This is a genomic window from Pectobacterium sp. A5351 (assembly GCF_028335745.1).
Classification (GTDB): Bacteria; Pseudomonadota; Gammaproteobacteria; order Enterobacterales; family Enterobacteriaceae; genus Pectobacterium.
This window is the reverse complement of the sequence record NZ_CP116477.1, coordinates 3354153-3374663: the sequence shown is the minus strand read 5'-3', so window position 1 is coordinate 3374663 and position 20511 is coordinate 3354153. Positions and strand designations below refer to the sequence as shown.

The 20511-nt window shown below is 47.6% G+C and carries 18 protein-coding genes and 1 pseudogene; 3 read left to right on the top strand and 16 right to left on the bottom strand.

Annotated features, from left to right (window positions below; all coding sequences use genetic code 11):
- Positions 1-20: 20 nt before the first annotated feature.
- Complete coding sequence (locus tag O1Q74_RS15610; RefSeq protein WP_271874551.1) at positions 21-470, top strand: DUF3574 domain-containing protein; 450 nt, start codon at positions 21-23, stop codon at positions 468-470.
- Between the two features lie 182 nt (positions 471-652).
- Here O1Q74_RS15610 and O1Q74_RS15605 read toward each other — a convergent pair whose 3' ends face one another.
- From O1Q74_RS15605 to O1Q74_RS15545, 13 genes are all read right to left on the bottom strand, one after another.
- Positions 653-1837: a NupC/NupG family nucleoside CNT transporter gene (locus O1Q74_RS15605; RefSeq protein WP_271874550.1), complete on the bottom strand. Its 1185-nt coding sequence runs from the start codon at positions 1835-1837 to the stop codon at positions 653-655.
- A 204-nt stretch (positions 1838-2041) separates the two neighbouring features.
- Positions 2042-3538, bottom strand: coding sequence for a multidrug efflux MFS transporter permease subunit EmrB (gene emrB, locus O1Q74_RS15600; RefSeq protein ID WP_442953144.1), 1497 nt, complete (start codon positions 3536-3538; stop codon positions 2042-2044).
- A 56-nt stretch (positions 3539-3594) separates the two neighbouring features.
- Complete coding sequence (gene emrA, locus O1Q74_RS15595) at positions 3595-4770, bottom strand: multidrug efflux MFS transporter periplasmic adaptor subunit EmrA (protein WP_271874548.1); 1176 nt, start codon at positions 4768-4770, stop codon at positions 3595-3597.
- 328 nt (positions 4771-5098) lie between these two features.
- Positions 5099-5614 carry a transcriptional repressor MprA gene (gene mprA / locus O1Q74_RS15590; protein ID WP_271874547.1) on the bottom strand — a complete coding sequence of 172 codons (516 nt, stop codon included), beginning with the start codon at positions 5612-5614 and terminating at the stop codon, positions 5099-5101.
- A 189-nt stretch (positions 5615-5803) separates the two neighbouring features.
- Complete coding sequence (gene ygaH / locus O1Q74_RS15585) at positions 5804-6133, bottom strand: L-valine transporter subunit YgaH (protein ID WP_271874546.1); 330 nt, start codon at positions 6131-6133, stop codon at positions 5804-5806.
- Entirely contained in the window at positions 6130-6861 is a 732-nt protein-coding gene (locus O1Q74_RS15580) for an AzlC family ABC transporter permease (RefSeq protein WP_271874545.1), read from the bottom strand. Before O1Q74_RS15580 ends, ygaH begins: the two co-directional genes overlap by 4 nt.
- A gap of 428 nt (positions 6862-7289) precedes the next feature.
- A complete protein-coding gene (locus tag O1Q74_RS15575) occupies positions 7290-7907 on the bottom strand; it encodes a class I SAM-dependent DNA methyltransferase (RefSeq protein WP_271874544.1) in 618 nt (205 codons plus the stop codon).
- A 4-nt stretch (positions 7908-7911) separates the two neighbouring features.
- Positions 7912-8511 carry an NADPH-dependent FMN reductase gene (locus O1Q74_RS15570; protein WP_271874543.1) on the bottom strand — a complete coding sequence of 200 codons (600 nt, stop codon included), beginning with the start codon at positions 8509-8511 and terminating at the stop codon, positions 7912-7914.
- Entirely contained in the window at positions 8504-9739 is a 1236-nt protein-coding gene (locus tag O1Q74_RS15565) for an MFS transporter (RefSeq protein WP_271874542.1), read from the bottom strand. The genes O1Q74_RS15570 and O1Q74_RS15565 overlap by 8 nt, the downstream gene beginning before the upstream one ends.
- A gap of 180 nt (positions 9740-9919) precedes the next feature.
- Positions 9920-11761: a WD40 repeat domain-containing protein gene (locus tag O1Q74_RS15560; protein WP_271874541.1), complete on the bottom strand. Its 1842-nt coding sequence runs from the start codon at positions 11759-11761 to the stop codon at positions 9920-9922.
- Between the two features lie 13 nt (positions 11762-11774).
- Entirely contained in the window at positions 11775-12809 is a 1035-nt protein-coding gene (locus tag O1Q74_RS15555) for a formylglycine-generating enzyme family protein (protein ID WP_271874540.1), read from the bottom strand.
- Between the two features lie 7 nt (positions 12810-12816).
- Positions 12817-14487 carry a WD40 repeat domain-containing protein gene (locus tag O1Q74_RS15550; protein ID WP_271874539.1) on the bottom strand — a complete coding sequence of 557 codons (1671 nt, stop codon included), beginning with the start codon at positions 14485-14487 and terminating at the stop codon, positions 12817-12819.
- 12 nt (positions 14488-14499) lie between these two features.
- Positions 14500-15105, bottom strand: a complete 606-nt coding sequence (locus O1Q74_RS15545) for a GTP cyclohydrolase II (RefSeq protein WP_271874538.1) — start codon at positions 15103-15105, stop codon at positions 14500-14502.
- Positions 15106-15239: 134 nt separating this feature from the next.
- Here O1Q74_RS15545 and O1Q74_RS15540 point away from each other — a divergent pair.
- A pseudogene (locus tag O1Q74_RS15540) lies at positions 15240-15343 on the top strand (transposase); the annotation flags it as partial.
- 279 nt (positions 15344-15622) lie between these two features.
- Complete coding sequence (locus O1Q74_RS15535; RefSeq protein ID WP_271874537.1) at positions 15623-16783, top strand: lactonase family protein; 1161 nt, start codon at positions 15623-15625, stop codon at positions 16781-16783.
- A gap of 58 nt (positions 16784-16841) precedes the next feature.
- On the opposite strand, the gene proX is transcribed toward O1Q74_RS15535, so the two are convergent.
- The 3 genes from proX to proV all read right to left on the bottom strand — a co-directional run bounded on the left by proX (position 16842) and on the right by proV (position 20445).
- The gene (proX, locus tag O1Q74_RS15530; RefSeq protein WP_271878954.1) at positions 16842-17846 is read right to left on the bottom strand and encodes a glycine betaine/L-proline ABC transporter substrate-binding protein ProX; all 1005 of its coding nucleotides are present in this window, start codon (positions 17844-17846) and stop codon (positions 16842-16844) included.
- Between the two features lie 132 nt (positions 17847-17978).
- A complete protein-coding gene (proW, locus tag O1Q74_RS15525) occupies positions 17979-19250 on the bottom strand; it encodes a glycine betaine/L-proline ABC transporter permease ProW (protein ID WP_271874536.1) in 1272 nt (423 codons plus the stop codon).
- Positions 19243-20445: a glycine betaine/L-proline ABC transporter ATP-binding protein ProV gene (proV, locus tag O1Q74_RS15520; protein ID WP_271874535.1), complete on the bottom strand. Its 1203-nt coding sequence runs from the start codon at positions 20443-20445 to the stop codon at positions 19243-19245. Before proV ends, proW begins: the two co-directional genes overlap by 8 nt.
- Positions 20446-20511 lie beyond the last annotated feature (66 nt).

Sequence of the window (20511 nt, the reverse complement as noted above, 5' to 3'; positions counted from 1 at the left end):
CACGGATGAGAGAACGATTGATGAAGCAGAAAAAGCAGAATGTTATCGCGGTATCGTTGTTGTTAGGCGCATTGCTGGCAAGCGGTTGCAGTTCGCTACCGCGCTCATCCACCGCGGTTGCCGTTGCACCGGTCGCTGAGGCGTGTAAGATTGGCGACAAGCAGGTACAGACCACGCTGTATTTTGGTTTGAATCGTCCTGCTGGCCCGGTGATTTCCGATGCCGAGTGGAAAGCGTTTCTGGATGGCGAGGTGACGCCACGCTTTAAAGAGGGGCTGACGGTATTTGATGCCAAAGGGCAATGGCTGGGGAACGATGGGGTTGTTGCCCGGGAAAACAGCAAAGCGCTGATGCTGATTCATGGTTCCGATAAAGAGCGTGATATTGAAGCGCTGCGCACCACTTACAAATCACGTTTCGCGCAGGAATCCGTCATGCGGATCGATGCACCCGTCTGCGTCGCTTTCTGATTCTTCATCAGCCCCTTTTCAGGGGCTGATGATATTGTCAAAAATCATCGCGATGAGATCGAGATACTCGGGGCTACCACGAGGTGAGGCATCCCTGCGGGAACCTCATCCCCGTGTTTCCCCTAATATGTGACTCTGTCATTAGTATGATGGTTTTTAACCTATCTATTTATGATACAGGGCTACAGCACCAGTCCCGCCACTGCCGCAGACAGCAAGCTCACCAGCGTAGAACCATAAACCAGCTTCAGGCCGAAGCGTGATACCACGTTGCCCTGTGCTTCATTCAGCCCTTTGATAGCGCCCGCGATAATGCCGATTGACGCGAAGTTGGCGAAGGAAATCAGGAACACGGACAAAATGCCCAGTCCGCGTGGCGACATCTCTGCGGCGATCTTCTTCAATTCGATCATGGCAACGAATTCATTCGCCACCAGCTTGGTCGCCATGATGCTGCCCGCGTTCAGGATATCGGAAGACGGAATGCCGATCAGCCACGCCAGCGGTGAAAAGACATAGCCCATAATCGCCTGGAAGCTAATACCGAAAACGGTGCTGAACAGCGCATTGACGGCGGCAATCAAGGCCACGAAGCCGATCAGCATCGCCATAATAATCATCGCGACTTTAAAACCAGCAAGGATGTATTCTCCCAGCATTTCAAAGAAGCTTTGGTCTTCATGCAGCTTTTCCAGCTTCAATTCTGGCTCATCGTCAGGCTGATAAGGGTTGATGATCGACAGCACGATAAAGGTGCTGAACATATTCAGAATCAGCGCCGCAACCACGTATTTGGCGTCCAGCATGGTCATGTAGGCGCTGATGATCGACATCGAAACGGTCGACATCGCCGTCGCGGCCATCGTGTACATCCGCCGTGGCGACATGTCGGCGATGATGCCTTTATAGACGATAAAGTTCTCCGACTGCCCGAGCATCAGGGTACTCACCGCGTTAAACGACTCCAGTTTCCCCATCCCATTGACTTTAGACAGCAGCGTGCCGATACCTTTGATAATCAAAGGCAAAATTCGCCAGTGCTGCAAAATGCCGATCAGCGCGGAAATAAACACGATAGGGCAGAGCACATTGAGGAAGATAAAGGATAAGCCCTGTGCGTTCATTCCGCCGAACACAAAGTCGGTCCCTTGATTAGCAAAAGATAAGAGTTTTTCAAACAACCCGGCAAAGGAACTAATCGCATCCAGCCCGATGCTGGAATGCAAAAGGAAATAGGCCAGCAAGATTTCAATCACCAGCAATTGCACAATAAAACGCAAACGGATGCGTTTTCTGTCGTGGCTGACGAGCAACGCCAGCAAAAAAATTGCCGCCGTTGCCAAAATGAAATGTAAAACCTGTGACATAGCAGAACCACTCATCCCCGAATAAAAAGAGGCGCATTGTAATCGGAATGTGAAAATATGTTTATCCCGAATCTGTAAATCGTTATTCGCTACCGTGCTATCAGGATTAAGGGCGTTTGATTAATCAGAAAAGGTGGGAATGATAAAAGAAAGTTCCCCTTCGGCCCGCTGTTGACGGAAGGGGAAAGACAGATTGCGAACGAACTAGTGCGCGCCACCGCCTCCACCGCCGGTGGTAAAGGGCGGTTTAGCGAACCAGACCAGCACCAGCAGCACCAGAAATACCCCAGCAGCGGCCCAGAAGATCTCGTTGGCGGAGATAATCAGTCCCTGCGCGGTAATCTGTTCTGCGATGTAAGCCGAGGCCTGTGTTTGGTTCATTCCCATCGCCTGAAGCTGCTGATACGTTTCCTGCGCGATGGGATTATACGGCGTGATCGATTCCGTTAGGTGCGCATGGTGCAGCGATTCACGCTGTGTCCAGAGCGTGGTGGTAATCGACGTCCCGATCGAACCCGCCAGCGTTCGGGCAAAGTTCGACAGGCTCGATGCTGCCGCCAGCCGCTCCGGCGGAAGCCCCGACAGCGTGATGGTCGTCAGCGGCATGAAGAAGCAGGCGACGGCAAACCCCTGAACGAACTGCGGCCAGGCCGATGCGCCGAAATCCATGCCCGGCTCGAAGGTGTACGCACGCCAATAGAAACAGACGGCATACATAATAAAGCTGAATGTCACCAGCTTGCGCATGTCCAGATGCGGTGCGAAGCGACCGATAATCGGCGACAGCACCACCGGCATCAGCCCAACGGGTGCGGACGCCAACCCGGCCCAGGTGGCGGTATAGCCATACACCTCCTGCAACAACTGCGGCAAGAGTACGATCGCCCCGAAATAGAACATGTAGGCGAGACTGATACACAGACAGCCGATGGTGAAGTTGCGCGACTTAAACAGCGATAAATCCACCACTGGGTGATCGTCTGTCAGTTCCCAGACAATCAGGAACGCTATCGCGACCACGGCTACCACGGTTAAGGTGATGATTTCCGTCGAGTTAAACCAGTCCAGCTCTTTCCCGCGGTCAAGCATCATCTGCAGGCTACCGATGCCGACGATCAACAGTGCCAGCCCGATAGTATCAATGGGCTTGATCTCGGTTTTGGTTTCTCGCCCGCGTAGCGTTTGCATGGCAATAAACACCACGGCGATGCCGAGTGGAACGTTGATGAAGAATATCCAGCCCCAGTGATAGTTGTCGCTAATCCAACCGCCCAGAATCGGGCCGCAGATCGGCGCGACGACCACCGTCATTGACCACAGCGCCAGAGCGATGCTGCGTTTCGCGGGGGGATAGTTGCTGAGCAACAGACTCTGTGACAGCGGGATCAGCGGCCCGGCGACAATCCCCTGCAACACGCGGGCGAAAATCAGCATTTCCAGGCTGGTGGATACACCACACAGCCAGGACGTCAGGGCGAAGAGCGCCGTTGACCACAGGAACAGGCGGACTTCACCAAACCGTTTGGCCAGCCAGCCAGTGATAGGGATGGAGATGGCGTTAGCGACCCCGAACGAGGTGATGACCCATGTTCCCTGCGAGTTGGACGCACCCAGATTACCGGCGATGGTCGGAATAGCGACGTTGGCGATAGTGGAATCCAGCACCTGCATAAACGTTGCCAGCGACAGAGCAACGGTCATCCAGGCCAGACTGGCACCTTTAAGCGGTTCTCTCTGCACGTTTCTCTCCTGCCCGATTAACCGGCGTTCGCCTGAATAATGGCGCTGATGTCCTGGTTAACAGGGGTGAGATCCAGCGTCAGCGCATCGCTTTGGTAGGCTGGCGTGGTGCGTGAGGTTTCTGCTAGCGCGTTGCCTTCTATATTGGCAGTATCGACATTAACCAGCGCGGACAGGCCGATACGCAACGGATGTTCGGCGACCTGTTTTGGATCAAGTTCAATACGGACGGGCAGGCGCTGAACGACCTTGATCCAGTTGCCGGTTGCGTTCTGGGCGGGTAACAGGGAGAACGCGCTACCGGTTCCCATATCGAGACCGACTACTTTTCCCTGGTACACGACATCATCACCGTAGATGTCTGCGACCACGGTAGCCGGTTGGCCGATACGCATATTAGCTAGCTGTGTCTCTTTGAAGTTAGCATCGACCCACAGGTGATTGGCGGGCACCACGGCCATCAGCGCTGACGTCGGAGAGATACGCGCGCCAATTTGTACGCTGCGGCGTGAGACATAACCGTCAATCGGACTGACGATTTTGGTGCGCTGTAGCGCCAGCCAGGCATCGCGCATTTCTACAGAGGCTTGCTGTATAGCAGGCTGCTTCTCAAGCGGTGTATCCAGAATCATCGCCTGATTCGCCTGATATTGCTGTCTGGCGACTTCCAGCGCGGCTTTGGCGGTCGCGACGGCATCACGAGCATGCTGCACTTCTTCACGCCCGATGGCATTGGCGCTGCCCAGCGCTTCCCGGCGGCTCAAATCGCTTTGTGCCTTGTTCAACTCGGTTTGGCGCAGTTCAATGTTGGCCTGATACTGTTTACTGTTAATAATCAATTGGTGCGTCTGACGCACGCTGTTGGCCAGCCCGGTTTTCGCGCGTTCAAATGCCTGTTGAGCATCGGTAGGGTCCAGCTCCACCAGTACCTGTCCCTGCTTAACGAAATCGGTATTGTCGACGTTAACATGGGTGACGCTGCCGCTGATCTGCGCCATGATCTGAATCTGGTTGCCTGCGACGTAGGCATCGTCAGTGCTTTGGTGATGCCTGAGCACCAGGAACCAGTAACCCAGCCAGGCACAGCCCAGCACGACAAAAATAAACGTCAGCAGCGATAGCACGCGCTTACGCTGTTGTTTCTTGTTTCTTTGTGGCGTTTTCGGTACCTGATTTTCCACACTTTCACTCATGCTGTTCTCTCTCTTTTTATTCTCTTTGTGTCGGCTATCCGCACCAGACTGTGCAGCCTGGCGATAGTCGAAACGAATTCATCTTGTTGTGCCGCTTGGGGGCGTTTTCAGATCGCTTTGCCCGGAGCGTGAGATTGCTGTTTTGCTAAGCCGCACGGTGCGACAGCGGAAAGGTCATACGTATTTTTCGCAGCAAAATTCACCTGCCCGATACGTATGTATCGGGTCATTCCGGGTGAAAAAGGTGCCGACTATGATGCTTTGTTGTTGTTTTCTGCTGTTATTGACTATCGATGTTATTGACTGTCGACACTATTGAATATCGACGTTATAGGTTATCGAGGTCGTCCATTTCATCCAACCGAACCAGAAGCTTTCTCATCAGGGCTTCAAGCTGAGTTTGTTCACTGGACTCAAGTGCCGAGCAAAGCACATGGAGACTGCGGTGCTGTGGTGGAATCAGTTCGCCGAGAAAAGCTTTGCCTTCTTCTGTCAGGTGCAGGTGCAGGCAGCGTCTGTCGTTGCTGCTTTCGCGTCGCTCAATCCAGCCTCTTTTTTCCAGATCGTCAGCGATACGCGTTGCATTGGTGCGTGATGACCCTAGCGCTGCGCTGAGTTCGGAAGGCTGAATGCTATAAGACTCTTGAGACTCCAGCGTCAGCAATGCCATGAAGAGGGTTTCATTGATGCCCTGATCCTTCAGCATTCTGTTTCTGTGTTCCAGAATTTTGCCTTGGACATGCATGAAAAGGCGCAATATTAAGACTTCTTGACGTGGGAATCCTGGTTTACGTGAAGCACGCAGGTCGAGCATTTGTTCTATAGGAGTGAATGAACTGTGCATTTTTTATATAAACCTCATTAATCACGGGGTACATAGTAACTAATGTTACTAACTGGGTAAACGGTATTCAGGTGGGAAATTGTGCTTATTTCTGTGACAGAAAGTAAACGAAGAATAGCGTACATTGGGAATAATTCGCCGTTTACTTTATTTAAATCAAAATGTTATTTGATAATCCAGACTGCGAATTCAAAGCAGCTTAAACGCAATTCCATAGCACAGCGCGCCCAGTAACGTCGATAAGACGATACTGTGGGTTTTATAAAAACAGGCCGTCAGCGTCACAAAACCGACCAGCGTTGGCAGCAGCTTTTCGTGATGCGCGAGAATATCCGGCACGCTGGAAACAATCAGCAGCGCACAAATAGAAGCAATGCCGATGCTATCAAGCAACAGCGCTTTTTTACCGCGCTGCAACGAGCCGGAAGCGCGTGAGGTGCTGAGTCTCAGAGGTAAATAACGAAAGAGATAGTTCACCCCCCCCACAATCAGCCCGATAAGAATGACTTCCGTACTCATGTGTTCACCTGTGGCGTGGCGGGGTTAACCAGCGAAGCCAGACAGCCGCTGAGAATGCCGAGCAGTATTGCGGCTGGAATGGAGGAAAGCAGCAATCCCAGCAGCGCACCGCCTAGTGCGCAAGCCACGACCAGGCTCTGTTTGCGCTTGAAAGAGGCGAGTAAAAAGCTGAGGAAAAGCGCGGGCAGCATGAAAGACAGCGCGGCTTCGACGGCAGGGTAGTCATCCAATGGGCCGTTACCGAACACGGCGCCGATCACCGTACCGAGCACCCACGAGAGCCAGGCGAGCAGTGACACGCCCATCATCCAGTTTTCTGACCAACGGCGGTTATCCTTCGCCAGCCGGGTCGCGGCGGCAGCAAAGACTTCATCCGTCAGGCCGAACGCCCAGAGCGCCGTTTTTCGGGTTGGCAGTCGTTGTGCAATGCGATGCCGTAACGCCGGTCCATACAGCACATGGCGAACATCCATCGCCATGACGGTCAAGGCCGCCACCCAGATGGACATGCCGGCGCTGAGCAGGGCAGTGATAACAAACTGGCTGGCGCCGGCGTAAATGATGCAGGAGAGAAAAATGCCTTCCAGCGGCGTAAATCCTAACTTGACCGCATTCATGCCAAACGCGAATGCCACGGGCATGTAGCCGATAACAATCGGAAGACTGTCAAAGACGCCTTCGCTAAAAGACGCCGATTTTTTCGGTGTAGCGGTGGTTAATGTATTCACTGGCCTGATATTTTTTGTACTTAAAGGGAATTAATCGATAACACTAGCAAAGCGTTACCGGAATTTCACGCTATTGCGAAACGGACGTGATGATTCCGGGCGAAATTTTTTTGTTTGCAACGGTCTCAAATGAGTGCGTCGCAAACGGTAGCTGAGTGTTGCTTTGCGGTACTGAAAGAGAAGCGTCATCTTGCTATGCGCTCAGAAAAGACAGGAAGGCTGTCTTTTCTGAGCGCGTTTAAGTTGGGTACCATCAGGTTGTTTTTGAGACGGTTATTAACTTAAGGGATATTGCCGAGTCTGAGCCAGTGAAAATTACCAACCTGATTGGATGATTCTGTTCATCGATAATTTAGGACGAGCTGTATCAGAGTTACGACTATAATATCGCCACTTTATTTTTTATTAGAATAACATTCTATTTATTGCTATATCTTCTTGCAAAAGGAAATTCTATAGTAATTCTTATACCTTTTTCTATAGATATAAATTGTATCCATAATATTAAATCCTGCACTATTTAGTCTCTGTTCAATATCTTGATCGCTAAAATAATGGTGTATTCTTTCATAATTGTCTACATACGTCAGTGTCGTTGGATCGTAAAATGTCGAAAGAACAAAGTGACCATTATCTGACAGTATTTCCTTTACTTTTAATAGATAGGTCAACAAATTTTCATTTGCCTGATGATGAAAGCAGCCATTGTCAATGACAAGATCATATTCATCTATAGGATGCTGAAGAAAGTTGGCGCGATAAAAAGTGATATTATAAAATTGTTCTTGTATCGACTGCCATTCAGGATGAGCATAGATATCTATTCCGGTCACCTGACTACTCAGTTCACTATAAATAAGGGTATCAAGCCCGCTACCACAACCGATGTCCAATACTCTACTGTGTTCGGATAAGCGAAGTTTCCCTTGTATCAGTAACGGCAGAATACGCATGCCAATGTCAGTAGTCCAGACATCGGATTGTTCGGTATAATGCTGCTGGAATGCCTGCTCTATCACCATATTATAGTCTTTAGAATTTAGCATACGATCACATCCCATAAGGCCAGGTATCATAATCTAGAACACCGCACTGACGTACATGAGCCAGTCCGGGGATGTAAGCCTTAAGTATACTGAGAGAATACGTTAAGCGTTCATAGTCTTCAGCGCTATTCTTATCACCATCAAATTCTTTATCTCGAATATTACGGATGATGACATGATCGGGGATAAAGCAAAGTCTATTATTCTTGGAATAAAAGCCTTTAAATTGCGCAACCGTATAAGCGCCTCCATTACCGGAAGAAACGCTGACAATTAAGGCCGGTTTATGCGAAAGCTCGTTACGTTCAGATAGAATTAATAGGTTCATTAATGCGGGTGGAATCATTCCGTGCCACTCTGGTACAACGAAAATAATAGCGTCACTTTTCGCCAGAATGGCAGATGTTTTTTTCCATTCAGGGCAAGGAATCTCGTCGCCCCAGAACTCTTTGTTCCATTCCTGATGCTTGATTGCTGCCAAGTCAATTAGTGCGATGTTTGACTCAATATCAATGGTATCGATCAGCGATTTTATCACCGTTGACAGCCGAGATGATTGGCTTTTTTGTTGGGTACTTCCGCTGATAATGACATAGTTATTCATTGTGGTGCTCGCTGTGCTCATAATGTGTGGAAGAAAAATGCGGATTTTGGCTTAAAATAAGTGCTAACAGAACCAAGAGTATCACGATCAAGGCTATGTATTTAAAACTTAGAAATGCTGTAAGGGAGGTAAGAAAAAACGTAGATAGGGATATCATCGTACTATTAATAATACGTAAAATACCGCTGATTCTTCCCAACATTGTGGGGGGCGCACTTTCTTGAATTATCAGATCCTGTGTGACACTACAGGCGAATATTCCCATAAATATAAGTAATTGACCTGATATCAGAGCTGGTATGGAACCAATCTGAAAAAGTGAAATCCCGCCTGCAATCATTAACAATGTTATAAAAAGGAAAATTTTTCTTTTTATTTTCCTAAACAGAGGAACAAGGATCGATCCCAGAAACATTCCGACAGCCCCTATTGCATACATCAAGCTGGCGAATTGATCGCTTACGTGGAGCCTATTTTTAATGTAAAAGATGATTAATAACTCCAGTCCACCCGTTGCTAGCGTGATACAGGTGATAAACATCATAAGCAATTTCAAGGCTTTGCTACTACGCACCGTAGCGAGAGATTCTTTAAGTGAATGATTAGTTAGTGTCAGTTTTTCTCTCAGCCCTTTCGTCCGGTGTTGGACAGACTGAAGAGAAGGAATTTTCGTCCAATAATTAGCGATTATAGGGGCAAGATACGTGAGTGCATTCAGCACGAGTAGTGATGTATAACTAAAATACTTAAGCAATAGGGCACCAAGTAAGGGGCCAACCATGAACATTGCGGTATGGATTGATGCTAGGGCTGTGGTGGCTTTCACCCGTTCTTTGGCGAATATAACCGGAACAAGTGTCATTTCAGTTGTACGTGATATTTCAAAACAGACGCTTGTCATCGCGCCAAGGATGCATAGTAAAATGAATGGCAATAACTGCATGCTGTAAAGAGTAGCAATGATTATTCCGATAAAACATTGTAGAAGCAGGGAAATAAAAAAAATATTTTTTTTATTGGATATATCAACCATGCTTCCGACATAAATCCCTGGGAAAATTCGTGGCAAAAACTGACAAGCAGTTACGATCGCCATATTCTTAAGGGACGATGTCATATGGTAGACCATAAGAGGCAAAGCCACCATATACATTGCATTACCTAGTCGGTCAAAAGCTAATCCAATAGCCCATGCCGTAAATCTTGAATTGTGAAATATTGAATTCACGACAGTCTCCTTGAGAGGTGGCTTTCGCCACCTCGGCTATAACGTCAATAAAACCGTTGCTAAAGAATTAGCCTTTAGACTGAACAATGCGGCGCTTAGGCTTAGTCATCGTATATTCTCCTGATTTAAGTGAACCAACAAGGTTGGCAGTGGGTGTCAAGGTCGAGGCCTCGACGTGAATTAGGAAACATAGGTTTCTCTAATTTTATGTAATTTTCCAGAGCGAACTCGATAGGTATTTATAAAGCCGCCTCTGCCACCGACAAATAATATAACTTCCTCATCATCACCGGGAAAGGCTGCAAAAGCTTTAGTATAATCAGGTAGGTTTTCTTCAAGATCGACGATCTCACCATCGCTATATTGATAAACACCAACCTGATAACCATAACCACCTGCAAAGATATAATCATTACAATAAACACAGGTTTCTTTAGTACTAACAAGGAACTCTCCAGCTTCTGATTTTACTGCCATATTCACGGTGTCAATTTCAAAGACTCCGCCAGGTCCTGTAACGAAGAGATGTCCATGTTTATCTGTAATTAACCTTTTCAGGCGAGATTCTAATTTAATGGAACCCAGTATTTTTTGTGAATCACCAGGCATAAATATAATCTGTTGATGAAAGTCACATGTAAAAATTCGCAGACCTTCTTTTGTATAGGCGCAGGCGTAAGAAGGGCCGTTAATATTAATAGTATCTAATAAGTCTCCAGTTTTAACATCAAATTCATACACAACATGGGCATCTGAAGAGAGCATGCATCGAGATTGTTGACAGTTGACAGCCAAGCCTCTAGGAACACCATGCACTTTTTTAATCCACATGATGTGTCCTTCCTGAGTACAACGGAAAAAATCTCCTTTCCGGCTTATACCGATATAAGAACCGTCGTTTAGCGGCTTAACATCTTTGACTATGCCAAAGCCGTGTCGATGATGTGTTCTTTGATGAAGCTGAATACTATCAAATTTCCCATTTTCCCACGAAAATATAGCTACTCCTGCGTCGGTTCCAGCATAAAGGCAGTGTTCATCATTTGGATGAGGCTCAAGTATCCAGATGCATTTGTTAGAAAAATGGGTACGGTTGACGATCTTCCCATTCAAATCTAATTTAAATATATCTCCAGTTTGAAGTAATGCATAGATGTTATTTTTTTCGTCTACAGATGCATGTATTATTTGAAATTCCAGAGGGCCAAATACTTTTTCAAGTTTAAAGTCTTTTTCACTATTATCGAAAACAGATATTTTACCGTTAAAACCACCAATAAATATTTTTTCATAATCATGAGAAAAACAAATGAATTCGTTATCTTCATGGGATATTTTGAATTCCTTGATGTTTTCTCCGTCTTTATCTATTGATATTATACCCGTATGCACACATTCATCATCACCTAATCCGCCATCTTGTGTGGTGCAAAAACGGTCATGTTTCTCATCATAGATAACGCCATGAATAACATTGTTGTCGAGTTTTCTTTTTATCGGGAAGCTGTTTTCTTCAATGTTCCCTATATAAACATTTCCTTCTACATCAGAAAGTGCATGTATACCTGCGTTTTCGACACATATGGCATCGAAAAATGATGAAGAAGGTGATTCTCTAATATCTAACAAACTAAAATTATGGATATCGATTACAACGATTTGACCATATCCATTGTTAGTATAAAGGCGATTATTTAAAATAGCGATAGCTCTATTTGGCGATGGGGATGGTTCTTCATCTTCAAATAATTTTTCTCTGTCGCATAAGTTTTCTGCCTGATAAAAATCGATTGGTTCTAGGGTACTACGATCCCATTTTCCAACAGTTCCAAAACGATCTTTGGTAAAAATATAATCGCTATGTAATACAACAGCATTGATGGGTTTATTAAAACCTAACGCCGGTGATGAGCAGATCAAGTTAAGTTCAACATCGAATTTATGCAAGCGTCCCTTAACATCAGAGCAGATAATTTCATTATCTGAGTAAAAAATACGTAACAGTCTGTTTTGAATATTCATTTTACATTCCTTGTTATGCTATTTTTTCAGCCAGTCGGAAACCCATTGCGTAAAGCTCCGAGTCGTATCTGCCGTGACGCCTACGTGTTCTGCAAAGATCACGAAATCGAGTGAAACTTCCGCCGCGTGAGACTGGATAATCACTTCCCTGCGTAATCCAGAGATCATCTTTTATTTCTGAATAACCGCCGTAAGGTTTGTAACCACCTGCGGTATATTCCTCAACGTTGCCTGCCATGTCCAAATGTCCAAACGGCCCTGTACCATGAGGAAATATGCCGACAGGTGTTGCATCAATAATGCCGCTTTCAACAGAGTTACAGTAGCCAGCATGGAACTCGTTTCCCCATGGATATTCCCGACCATCTGTACCTGAAGCTGCATATTCCCATTGTGCTTCAGAGGGTAAATGAAAACATCGACCTGTTTTGCGGCTCAACCATTCTGTATAAGCGGTTGCTGCTTCAAACGAAACGGTGAAGACCGGATAGTTTGCGCGTTGGTGAGGATATATCCCGAACGGCCAGCGATCGGGTAGTTCGTTGTGGCCAGTATCGATAAGAAAGCAATGATATTCCCAGTTAGTGACGCAAAATTTTCCTAATGCAAAAGACTCTAGTCTAACGGTATGTACGGGACATTCCTTTCTTATCCAGTCCTCTTCCACACCATATTGGCTGAAAAGTTCTACCACGCCCTTTACCCTGTTTTCAGGCAACCCAATTTCTACATCTGCTGCAGGCAGCGTTATCATTTCTGGCTCATAAACACTGACCCGTGGATCACCTTTCAGAGCTAACAAATTTCCTGCTACGTACCTTTCTCTAAAGGTACGATTTTTATCCGCAGTGATGGCAACCAGAGAAGAGATGTCTACTGGTGCAAGTGATTGATAATCTGAACCGAGGTTATCCAGTTCGCTCATACAGATATGCGAAGGCAACCCCATTGCTTCTCGGGAATTAAGCGCGTTGATTTTCTTATCTAAAAACTCCGCGTGCTCTGTCACTATTCCCGTCAAAGTTAGGTTTTTCGGTAACTGGCTCATCACGTAATTATTCCGATATTACATATTCACATATGCCTTCATATGTTGAAAAAACAAAATTATCGGCAGTGGATTTAATGCTTGAAATACCGGAAAAAGAGCGACGATGCCAATAAGACCATCTTTCTGACGTTAAATCATAAATACCTACCCAACCGGTGTAATTACCGATGGCTATGTATTTATTATTTTTGCTCAGTGCTACACACTTGATTGAATTCTGGCTTGGTGTCTCAATTGCCGTTGCTTTCTCATCGTTCCAAACACGTAATTTCAGATCTCTACTTATACTGACAAACGTTCCTGAATTCGTTCCATCACAGCCATTAGCTATCTTGTCATGCGCTTTGGGAATGTATTTATGGCAGCTTAAATCTGATATTTTGTGAAACGCCGCTGCCGAATCTGCACAGACAGAAAATATGAGTGAGTCTGACAAGGCAACACCCTTAATTGCATTCTGATGAAGGCTGACGATATCAGTGACCTGGATGCGATTATTCACTTCACGGAGAATAATACCTTCTCCTGTGTAAGAACCGACCACGCATAACGAATTATCCCCGCTAGAACTATATGCACAATTAAGTGGAGAATGGTGCTGATAAACCACTTCCCCTGTTCTTGCGTCAAATAAAGTTCCCATCTGACCACCCGTTAGCAATGTTCCTTTAAACTCACATAGGAAATTGCATAAACTGCCCATCTCAGCAACGTTGTTCTCTTCACAGAAAACAGTTCCTGCATCACCCACGCTCCATAACTTCCCGTTTAATAACTGAACAGCATTCAGTCCATGAGTCGGCTTGATATGCCTTAGTTGCCATTTTTTTTCGGAAATATTGTATTGAGCATAGCTATCACCAAATGATGCGAAAACAAGGTTGTCTTCATCCAAAAATGCGCAGGAACGTGGCCAAATGATAGAAGGCAAATCTGTTGTGTGATAATTCTCAAGCCCACCATCATACCGGCGCCATAATTTCATTTTTCGGTCGTAACTCAGGCTAACAATAACTTCTCTATTGTTATCGTATATCAGGCGTTTTATCCCCGCTTCATGTGCTGGAGTGGTTTTTATTTTACCTTGGGAAATAGTAATAATTTCGCCGTTATCATTGCCAGCATAAATAGTTCCGCAAGATGCAATAACGATAGTGTCAGTTTCGACCTCATCGAGGTCAATGCACTCAACTTCCTCTCCTGTCTGAATGTTCCATACCCTGATTGTTCCATCATCGCTAGAACTTATCAGATTGTTATTTGCACTCCACTCTACAGAAATAACATCAGCCTTATGGCCTTTAAGATGATGTTTGGTATTTCCTTGGAAATCGGAAATAAGAATTGTTCTATCCCGAGAGCAGGTGGCAATTAAATTTTCTTCAGGGTGAAATGCGGCAGACTCTACATCATCTTTATGTGATTTGATGATCCCTGTTAAACCCATTTCAGGAAAAGACCATATTCTGCAACTATAATCACTACTAACAGTGGCTATAAAATTCCCACACGGACTGAAGGTACACTGGTTAACTAAATGATCATGAAATACACGATTAATCGGAGATTTTGTATTTGCATCCCATAAAATAACTCGATTATCATATCCTGCTGTCAATATCCATTTATTTTTGGCAGTAGCAACCCCACTGATTGGTGCAGTATGTTTGTACATGTATATATGCCTTTATACGTTAAGAATATGGTTTGTTTTATATTTTTTTGTAGTTAAATAATCTTTGTTGAATTCGTTTAAAAAGGTACCAGTATTGATGAGTTGAGAAACCGAAATTCCATGAAACTCAAGCTGAATCTTTTTTTCTGGATTATTACTTAACAGTTTTATTGATTTAACATCCAAGGCATATAACATTTGAGCGGCAATTGAAAAATCGCGGGTATCCTGAGGAAAGCCAAGCTCTATATTCGCTTGGTAAGTATCCATACCTGAACGTTGTAATTGATAAGAGTCTATTTTGTTGTATAAGCCAATACCACGGCCTTCTTGTCTTAGATAAAGCAAAATCCCTCCCTTTTTATCCATCAAAGAGAGAGCTTCTGTCAATTGTTCACCGCAGTCACATCGAAGAGAATGGAATATATCCCCAGTCATACACTCAGAATGAATTCTGACTAAAGGATCTGCATTTCCATCCCTGTGGGAGAATTTTAGCGCAATGTGCTCTTTTCCATCTGACAATCCATGAAAAGTAATAAATTCAACATTACTGTTGATTCCTTTTAATGGAATTAGCTCGCGGTTCCTGATCGACAGATTATTCACATTAAACATCCTTGTTAATTATTTGTTGCGCTTATGTTTTATTTATACTAACGATTAATTATGTTGTCAATAATTAAACATGATTAATGCGATGGTCCGCCTCCATTCTCAGCAACTATGCTGAGACTAGGTTTGGACAGGTGTTAGGGTTAGTGCCCCATCAGCATTCCTCCGGGGTAAGTCCCGATTACTCGGGATAAGTAAGCGTGGCAATAAGCACCTTCGAATGTTACTGATTCGTGGAGCGGTAGGCGAGAGCCTCCAACAAAGACTCCGAATACATTAGCGCAGACCCAACCTCGTTATTGAATTTTATTCTTGCAACAACGAGGCGGACCATACATAGATTGTTGCTGAAGAGACATAGTGTGAACGTTTTTATGATGTTAAAAGCAGAAGCGATAGTATCCGGCAGAGCCGAATGAGATGCCAGAATATCTTTACACTTCTGATGTCTGACGGGGATATTTCGTTTTGTCTGGGATTAATTTAGCGTATCGCTATCACATTATCGACAGGGGACATCATGTTTAAGGATTATCAGGTGGTTAAGAAAAAAAGCCTTGCAGTATTAATGGGATGTACACTTCTGCCAGCCGTAGCGCTGTGGTCGATGGGGGCGCAGGCGGTAACGGCCGTTTACGTCTCGGCGGCCGCTGACGGCGCCATCGACGCCTACACTCTCAATACACAAAGCGGCGAATTGACCGCTATTGGGAAAGTGGTCGCAGGGGCGAAAGTGATGCCGATGGCCGTGAGCCCGGATAAATCGTTTCTGTATGCGGCCACGCGCGGCATTCCTTACTCGGCGGTGAGTTATAAAATCGATCCTAAAAGCGGTGCCCTAAGCCCATTAGGCAAAGCGGAGCTGCCAGACAGCATGGCTTATCTTTCGATGGATTTCACCGGAAAATGGCTGCTTAGCGCCTCGTACGGTGGTAATAAAGTCGCGGTTAACGGCATTGATAAAGACGGCAAGGTGAACGCGAGCGTGGTCACGGTGGTGCCGACAGGGGAGAAGGCGCACAGTATTATTGCCGACCACCAAAATAAGTTCGTCTTTGCCAGCAATCTGGGCAGCGATCAGATCGTTCAGTTCCGGTTTGATGCGAAAACGGGCACGTTGACGCCGAATGAGCCGGCGGAAATTAAACTGCTGGAGGGGAACGGGCCGCGCCATCTGGTGCTATCGCCAGATAACAAAACGCTCTATGTGAGCAATGAACTGTCTGGCAACGTCGCGCGTCTGGCGCTGAATGAAAAGACGGGGCAACTGACGTTACTGGATTACACGGACACCGTTCCGGCCGATGCAGGCATGCGGGCGGGGACGATCACACCGGATAAAAAGAACACCGACAGCCGACCGCAGATCTGGAGCGCCGATTTACGTCTGACGCCAAATGGAAAATTCCTGTACGTATCGGAGCGCACCAAAAGCACGATTACGCTGCTGCGGGTAGAACCGAAGACCGGCCAACTGAAATACATTACGCGCTATCCGACGGAAACGCAGCCGCGCGGTATTCAGATCGATCCAAGCGGTAAATTCCTGATTGCCAGCGGTGAAAAATCGACGTCGCTATCGGTGTATCGCATCAATCAAGACAACGGGGATTTAGTACGCATTGGGCAATATCCCACCGGAAAAGGTGCGAATTGGGTCGAAATCGTTAACCTGCCGTAATTACTATTCCTCAATAAAAAGCGCCCTTTCACTGGAAAGGGCGCCGATCTACAGGGGATTATTTCGCGGCGTCAGCGGCGGTTTTCACCCAGCCGTCAAACAGCTGCTGGTGGGCTTTGATCCAGCCATCAACATGACGTTCGATATCCTGTTGTGAACCCTGACCTTCATGCATACGCAGGTTCTGCGCATTCACATCGGCAATCGGCAGTTTCATGATGGCGAACAGCTTCGCGGCTGCCGGGTTTTTCTCTGCCCATTCCTTATTTGCCGCAATTCTCATGTTGTTAACCGGGAAGCCGTAGTCGGCGCCGTTAGGCAACTTGGTGCTGACGCCTTTCATTTCTCCCGGTTGAGAAGAGAACGGTACCTGCAACCACACCACGTCACGTCCCGGCACCAGCACGTCGCTCACCCAGTATGGCGTCCAGGTGTAGTACAGGATCGGCTTGCCTTCTTTATAACGGGTGATGGTGTCGGCGATCATCGCAGCATAGTTACCCTGATTATGCTCAACCGTGTTGCTTAAGCCATAGGCAGGAAGGTGGTGATTGATGACCGCTTCGCATCCCCAGCCCGGCGTACAGCCCGTCAGGTCGGCTTTGCCGTCGCCGTTGGTATCAAACAGCTTGGCGATTTTCGGATCTTTTAACTGCGCAATATTGGTGATTTTGTATTTTTCAGCCGTTTTCTTATCGATCAGGTAACCCTGTGCGGCGCCGGAGACATATTCACCCTGACGGTAGAACTTCGCGTCCCCGCCTGCGGCTTTATATTGGTCGGCATGCAGCGGATCCCAATTCACGGCAATAAATGTCGCATCACCGGAGGCGATCGAGGTGTAGGCCACGTTGTAGTCCACTTCACGGGGAGGCTGCACGTCATAGCCCAGCTTTTCTAACGCGCGGCTGACCAGCAGCGTCTGGAATGTTTCTTCGGAGATGGTGCTTTGCACAGGGATAACAGAAATACCTTTGCCCGGTTGTGCGGTGTCAGCGGCGTAAACGTGTGTACTCAACAGTGTGGTCGTCAGGGCGGCAGCCCAAAGTGTGGTGTTACGCATCATGATTCCCTCTGTTTTTTATCGTGTGTTGATTCGCGAATGTTGCTAATAAAATGAATATTACGGATAAAACGAATAGTGAATGTCGCCGTTTGTCTGAGGTGAGCCAGACAAACGGGACGAACGTTATTGCTATTTTTTGATGAAAGGACGGGTCAGCAGGCCAATCGGGCCGCTGGCGTACCAGCTTTTGTTGCCCTTGCTGCGGCGATCGCGTCCCAGAGATTGAGTCAGACGGTCAAGAATAATCGCCAGAATAACGATCCCGACGCCGCCAACGGCAGCCAGACCCATATCCAGACGGCCAATGCCGCGCAGTACCATCTGACCCAGACCACCCACGGCGATCATCGAGGCGATCACCACCATCGACAGTGCCAGCATCAGCGTTTGGTTAACGCCAGCCATGATGGTTGGCATCGCCAGCGGAAGCTGAACCTTAAACAGCATCTGACGCGGGCTGGCCCCGAAGGATTCCGCGGCCTCGATCAAATCGGCCGGAACCTGACGAATACCCAAAATGGTTAAGCGAATAATCGGCGGCAGGGCAAAGATGATGGTCACTACGACGCCCGGCACATTACCGATACCGAACAGCATGACGATAGGCACCAGATAGACGAACGCGGGCGTGGTCTGCATGGCATCCAGCAAGGGACGAATAAACTTCGCGGCTCGTTCGCTATGCGCCAGCCAGATCCCCATGGGGAGCCCGATGAGCACGCAGAAGAACAGTGCGGTAAGCACCAGAGCCAGCGTGATCATGGCCTGCGACCAGGCGCCAATTGCACCAATGGCGATCAGCGACAGCAGGGTGGCGACCCCCATGCCGAGGCTGGACATCTGCCAGGCAAGCAGCGAAAACACCAGAATGGCGATTGGCGCTGGCATCCCCAGCAGAAATTGCTGGAAGCCGCCCAGAATAAAATCGACCGGGACGCGAACGCCCTGAAAAACAGGCCTGAAGTGCAGCACAAGCCAGTCGATACCGTGGGTGACCCAGTTGTCCAGTGGGATCAGCGTGTCCTTAAACGGATCGAGCAGGTTGAAATGCTCGGGTGTCGCAGGGGCGGCATTGTTCAGCCAGTCACTGCCTGATTGCGCAGCCTGATGGGCAGCATCGGCGGAACCATCAGGAGCCTGTGCGCTATTCCAGGCATCGCTGCCGTTAGCCGGTGTATCCTGAGCTGGCGCACTGGTGGACCAAGGATCGCCCTGGGGGGCGCTATCTGGCATCGCGCTATGTTGGGCTGGTGCAGAATCGGCTGGCGCGTTCTGCGTGCTGGTCGCCCACGGGTCGTTTTGTTGCTGTGCACCATTGGCCTGTTCAGGTGTTGCGCTCTGGTCGGCGTGCTGGTTTTGTGTTGTGGTGGTGTCCCACGGGTTTGAGGTTGATTTACTCATTGGTTACTCCTTCCTTATCCAGTGCTTGCAGCAACATTCCTTTGGAAATGATGCCAATGTACTCATGGTTTTCGCCGACGACAGGAACGGCACAGGGAGCCTGTGCGACCTGAGAAATCAGCTCGTTGAGTGACATATCTGCGGGCACGGGAGCAGGTTCGGGCAGTAACGCCTGTTCTAGCGGCTGCTGTTCTTTCAGCGCCTGCTTCAGTGAATCAATAGACACGACGCCAATGAAGTGTTTTCCGCCTTCCAGTACATAGCCGTAATCACGGTCTTCGTCCTGAAGGATTTTCAGCGCAGAACGTGGGCCTACGCCGGGTGTTTTACGGATTAGGGTGACCGGGCGACGACGGGCGATATCTTTGGCGCTAAACACGTGGCTGATATCGACACCGCGGAAAAAGGTGCGTACATAGTCATTGGCTGGGTTATTCAGGATCTCATCGGGCGTACCGACCTGAATCACTTCACCGCCGTGCATGATGGCAATCCGGTCACCGATGCGCATCGCTTCATCCAGATCGTGCGAGATAAAGACGATAGTGCGTTGATGACGAGACTGGAGTTTGATCAACTCATCCTGCATTTCAGTACGGATCAGCGGATCGAGCGCGGAGAACGCCTCATCCATCAGCAGGATATCGGGGTCGTTCGCCAATGCGCGAGCCAAGCCGACACGTTGACGCATCCCGCCGGATAGCTCATCCGGGTAAGACGCGGCGTAAGCTTCAAGACCGACCTGCTGCAAGGCATCCAGCGCTTTTTGCTCACGTTCCGCTTTCGGCACGCCAGCGAGTTCCATGCCAAACGCGGTGTTGCTGAGAATATTCAGGTGCGGCATCAGCGCAAAGGACTGGAACACCATACTGATCTTCTTGCGGCGCACGTCGCGCAGCGCGGAACCGGATATTTTAGCGATATCCTCACCGTCTATCAGCACCTGACCCCGAGTGGGTTCTATCAGACGATTGAGAAGGCGTACCAGGGTGGATTTGCCGGAACCGGATAATCCCATGATGACAAATATCTCGCCTTCTTCAATGGCCAGACTGGCATCTTTTACCCCGACAGTAAGCCCTGTTTTTTCAAATACCTGATCTTTGCTCAGGCCTTTATCAATCAGTTTAAATGCTCTGTCTGGGTGCTCGCCAAATATCTTATAAAGATTCTTTACTTCAAGTTTAATTGCCATGAAATTATTGTTTTCCTGTGTCGTTTATAATTCTATAACGTAGCCCTGATAATGATTAAACATAAT

Excerpts from the sequence above, each read along its gene's own strand:
- ygaH (WP_271874546.1), bottom strand. The coding sequence starts at position 6,133 with ATGAGTACGGAAGTCATTCTTATCGGGCTGATTGTGGGGGGGGTGAAC.
- proV (WP_271874535.1), bottom strand. The coding sequence starts at position 20,445 with ATGGCAATTAAACTTGAAGTAAAGAATCTTTATAAGATATTTGGCGAG.
- O1Q74_RS15575 (WP_271874544.1), bottom strand. The coding sequence starts at position 7,907 with ATGCTAAATTCTAAAGACTATAATATGGTGATAGAGCAGGCATTCCAG.
- proX (WP_271878954.1), bottom strand. The coding sequence starts at position 17,846 with ATGCGTAACACCACACTTTGGGCTGCCGCCCTGACGACCACACTGTTG.
- O1Q74_RS15555 (WP_271874540.1), bottom strand. The coding sequence starts at position 12,809 with ATGAGCCAGTTACCGAAAAACCTAACTTTGACGGGAATAGTGACAGAG.
- O1Q74_RS15545 (WP_271874538.1), bottom strand. The coding sequence starts at position 15,105 with ATGTTTAATGTGAATAATCTGTCGATCAGGAACCGCGAGCTAATTCCA.
- proW (WP_271874536.1), bottom strand. The coding sequence starts at position 19,250 with ATGAGTAAATCAACCTCAAACCCGTGGGACACCACCACAACACAAAAC.
- O1Q74_RS15535 (WP_271874537.1), top strand. The coding sequence starts at position 15,623 with ATGTTTAAGGATTATCAGGTGGTTAAGAAAAAAAGCCTTGCAGTATTA.
- O1Q74_RS15550 (WP_271874539.1), bottom strand. The coding sequence starts at position 14,487 with ATGTACAAACATACTGCACCAATCAGTGGGGTTGCTACTGCCAAAAAT.
- emrB (WP_442953144.1), bottom strand. The coding sequence starts at position 3,538 with ATGACCGTTGCTCTGTCGCTGGCAACGTTTATGCAGGTGCTGGATTCC.
- O1Q74_RS15560 (WP_271874541.1), bottom strand. The coding sequence starts at position 11,761 with ATGAATATTCAAAACAGACTGTTACGTATTTTTTACTCAGATAATGAA.
- emrA (WP_271874548.1), bottom strand. The coding sequence starts at position 4,770 with ATGAGTGAAAGTGTGGAAAATCAGGTACCGAAAACGCCACAAAGAAAC.
- O1Q74_RS15570 (WP_271874543.1), bottom strand. The coding sequence starts at position 8,511 with ATGAATAACTATGTCATTATCAGCGGAAGTACCCAACAAAAAAGCCAA.
- O1Q74_RS15605 (WP_271874550.1), bottom strand. The coding sequence starts at position 1,837 with ATGTCACAGGTTTTACATTTCATTTTGGCAACGGCGGCAATTTTTTTG.
- mprA (WP_271874547.1), bottom strand. The coding sequence starts at position 5,614 with ATGCACAGTTCATTCACTCCTATAGAACAAATGCTCGACCTGCGTGCT.
- O1Q74_RS15610 (WP_271874551.1), top strand. The coding sequence starts at position 21 with ATGAAGCAGAAAAAGCAGAATGTTATCGCGGTATCGTTGTTGTTAGGC.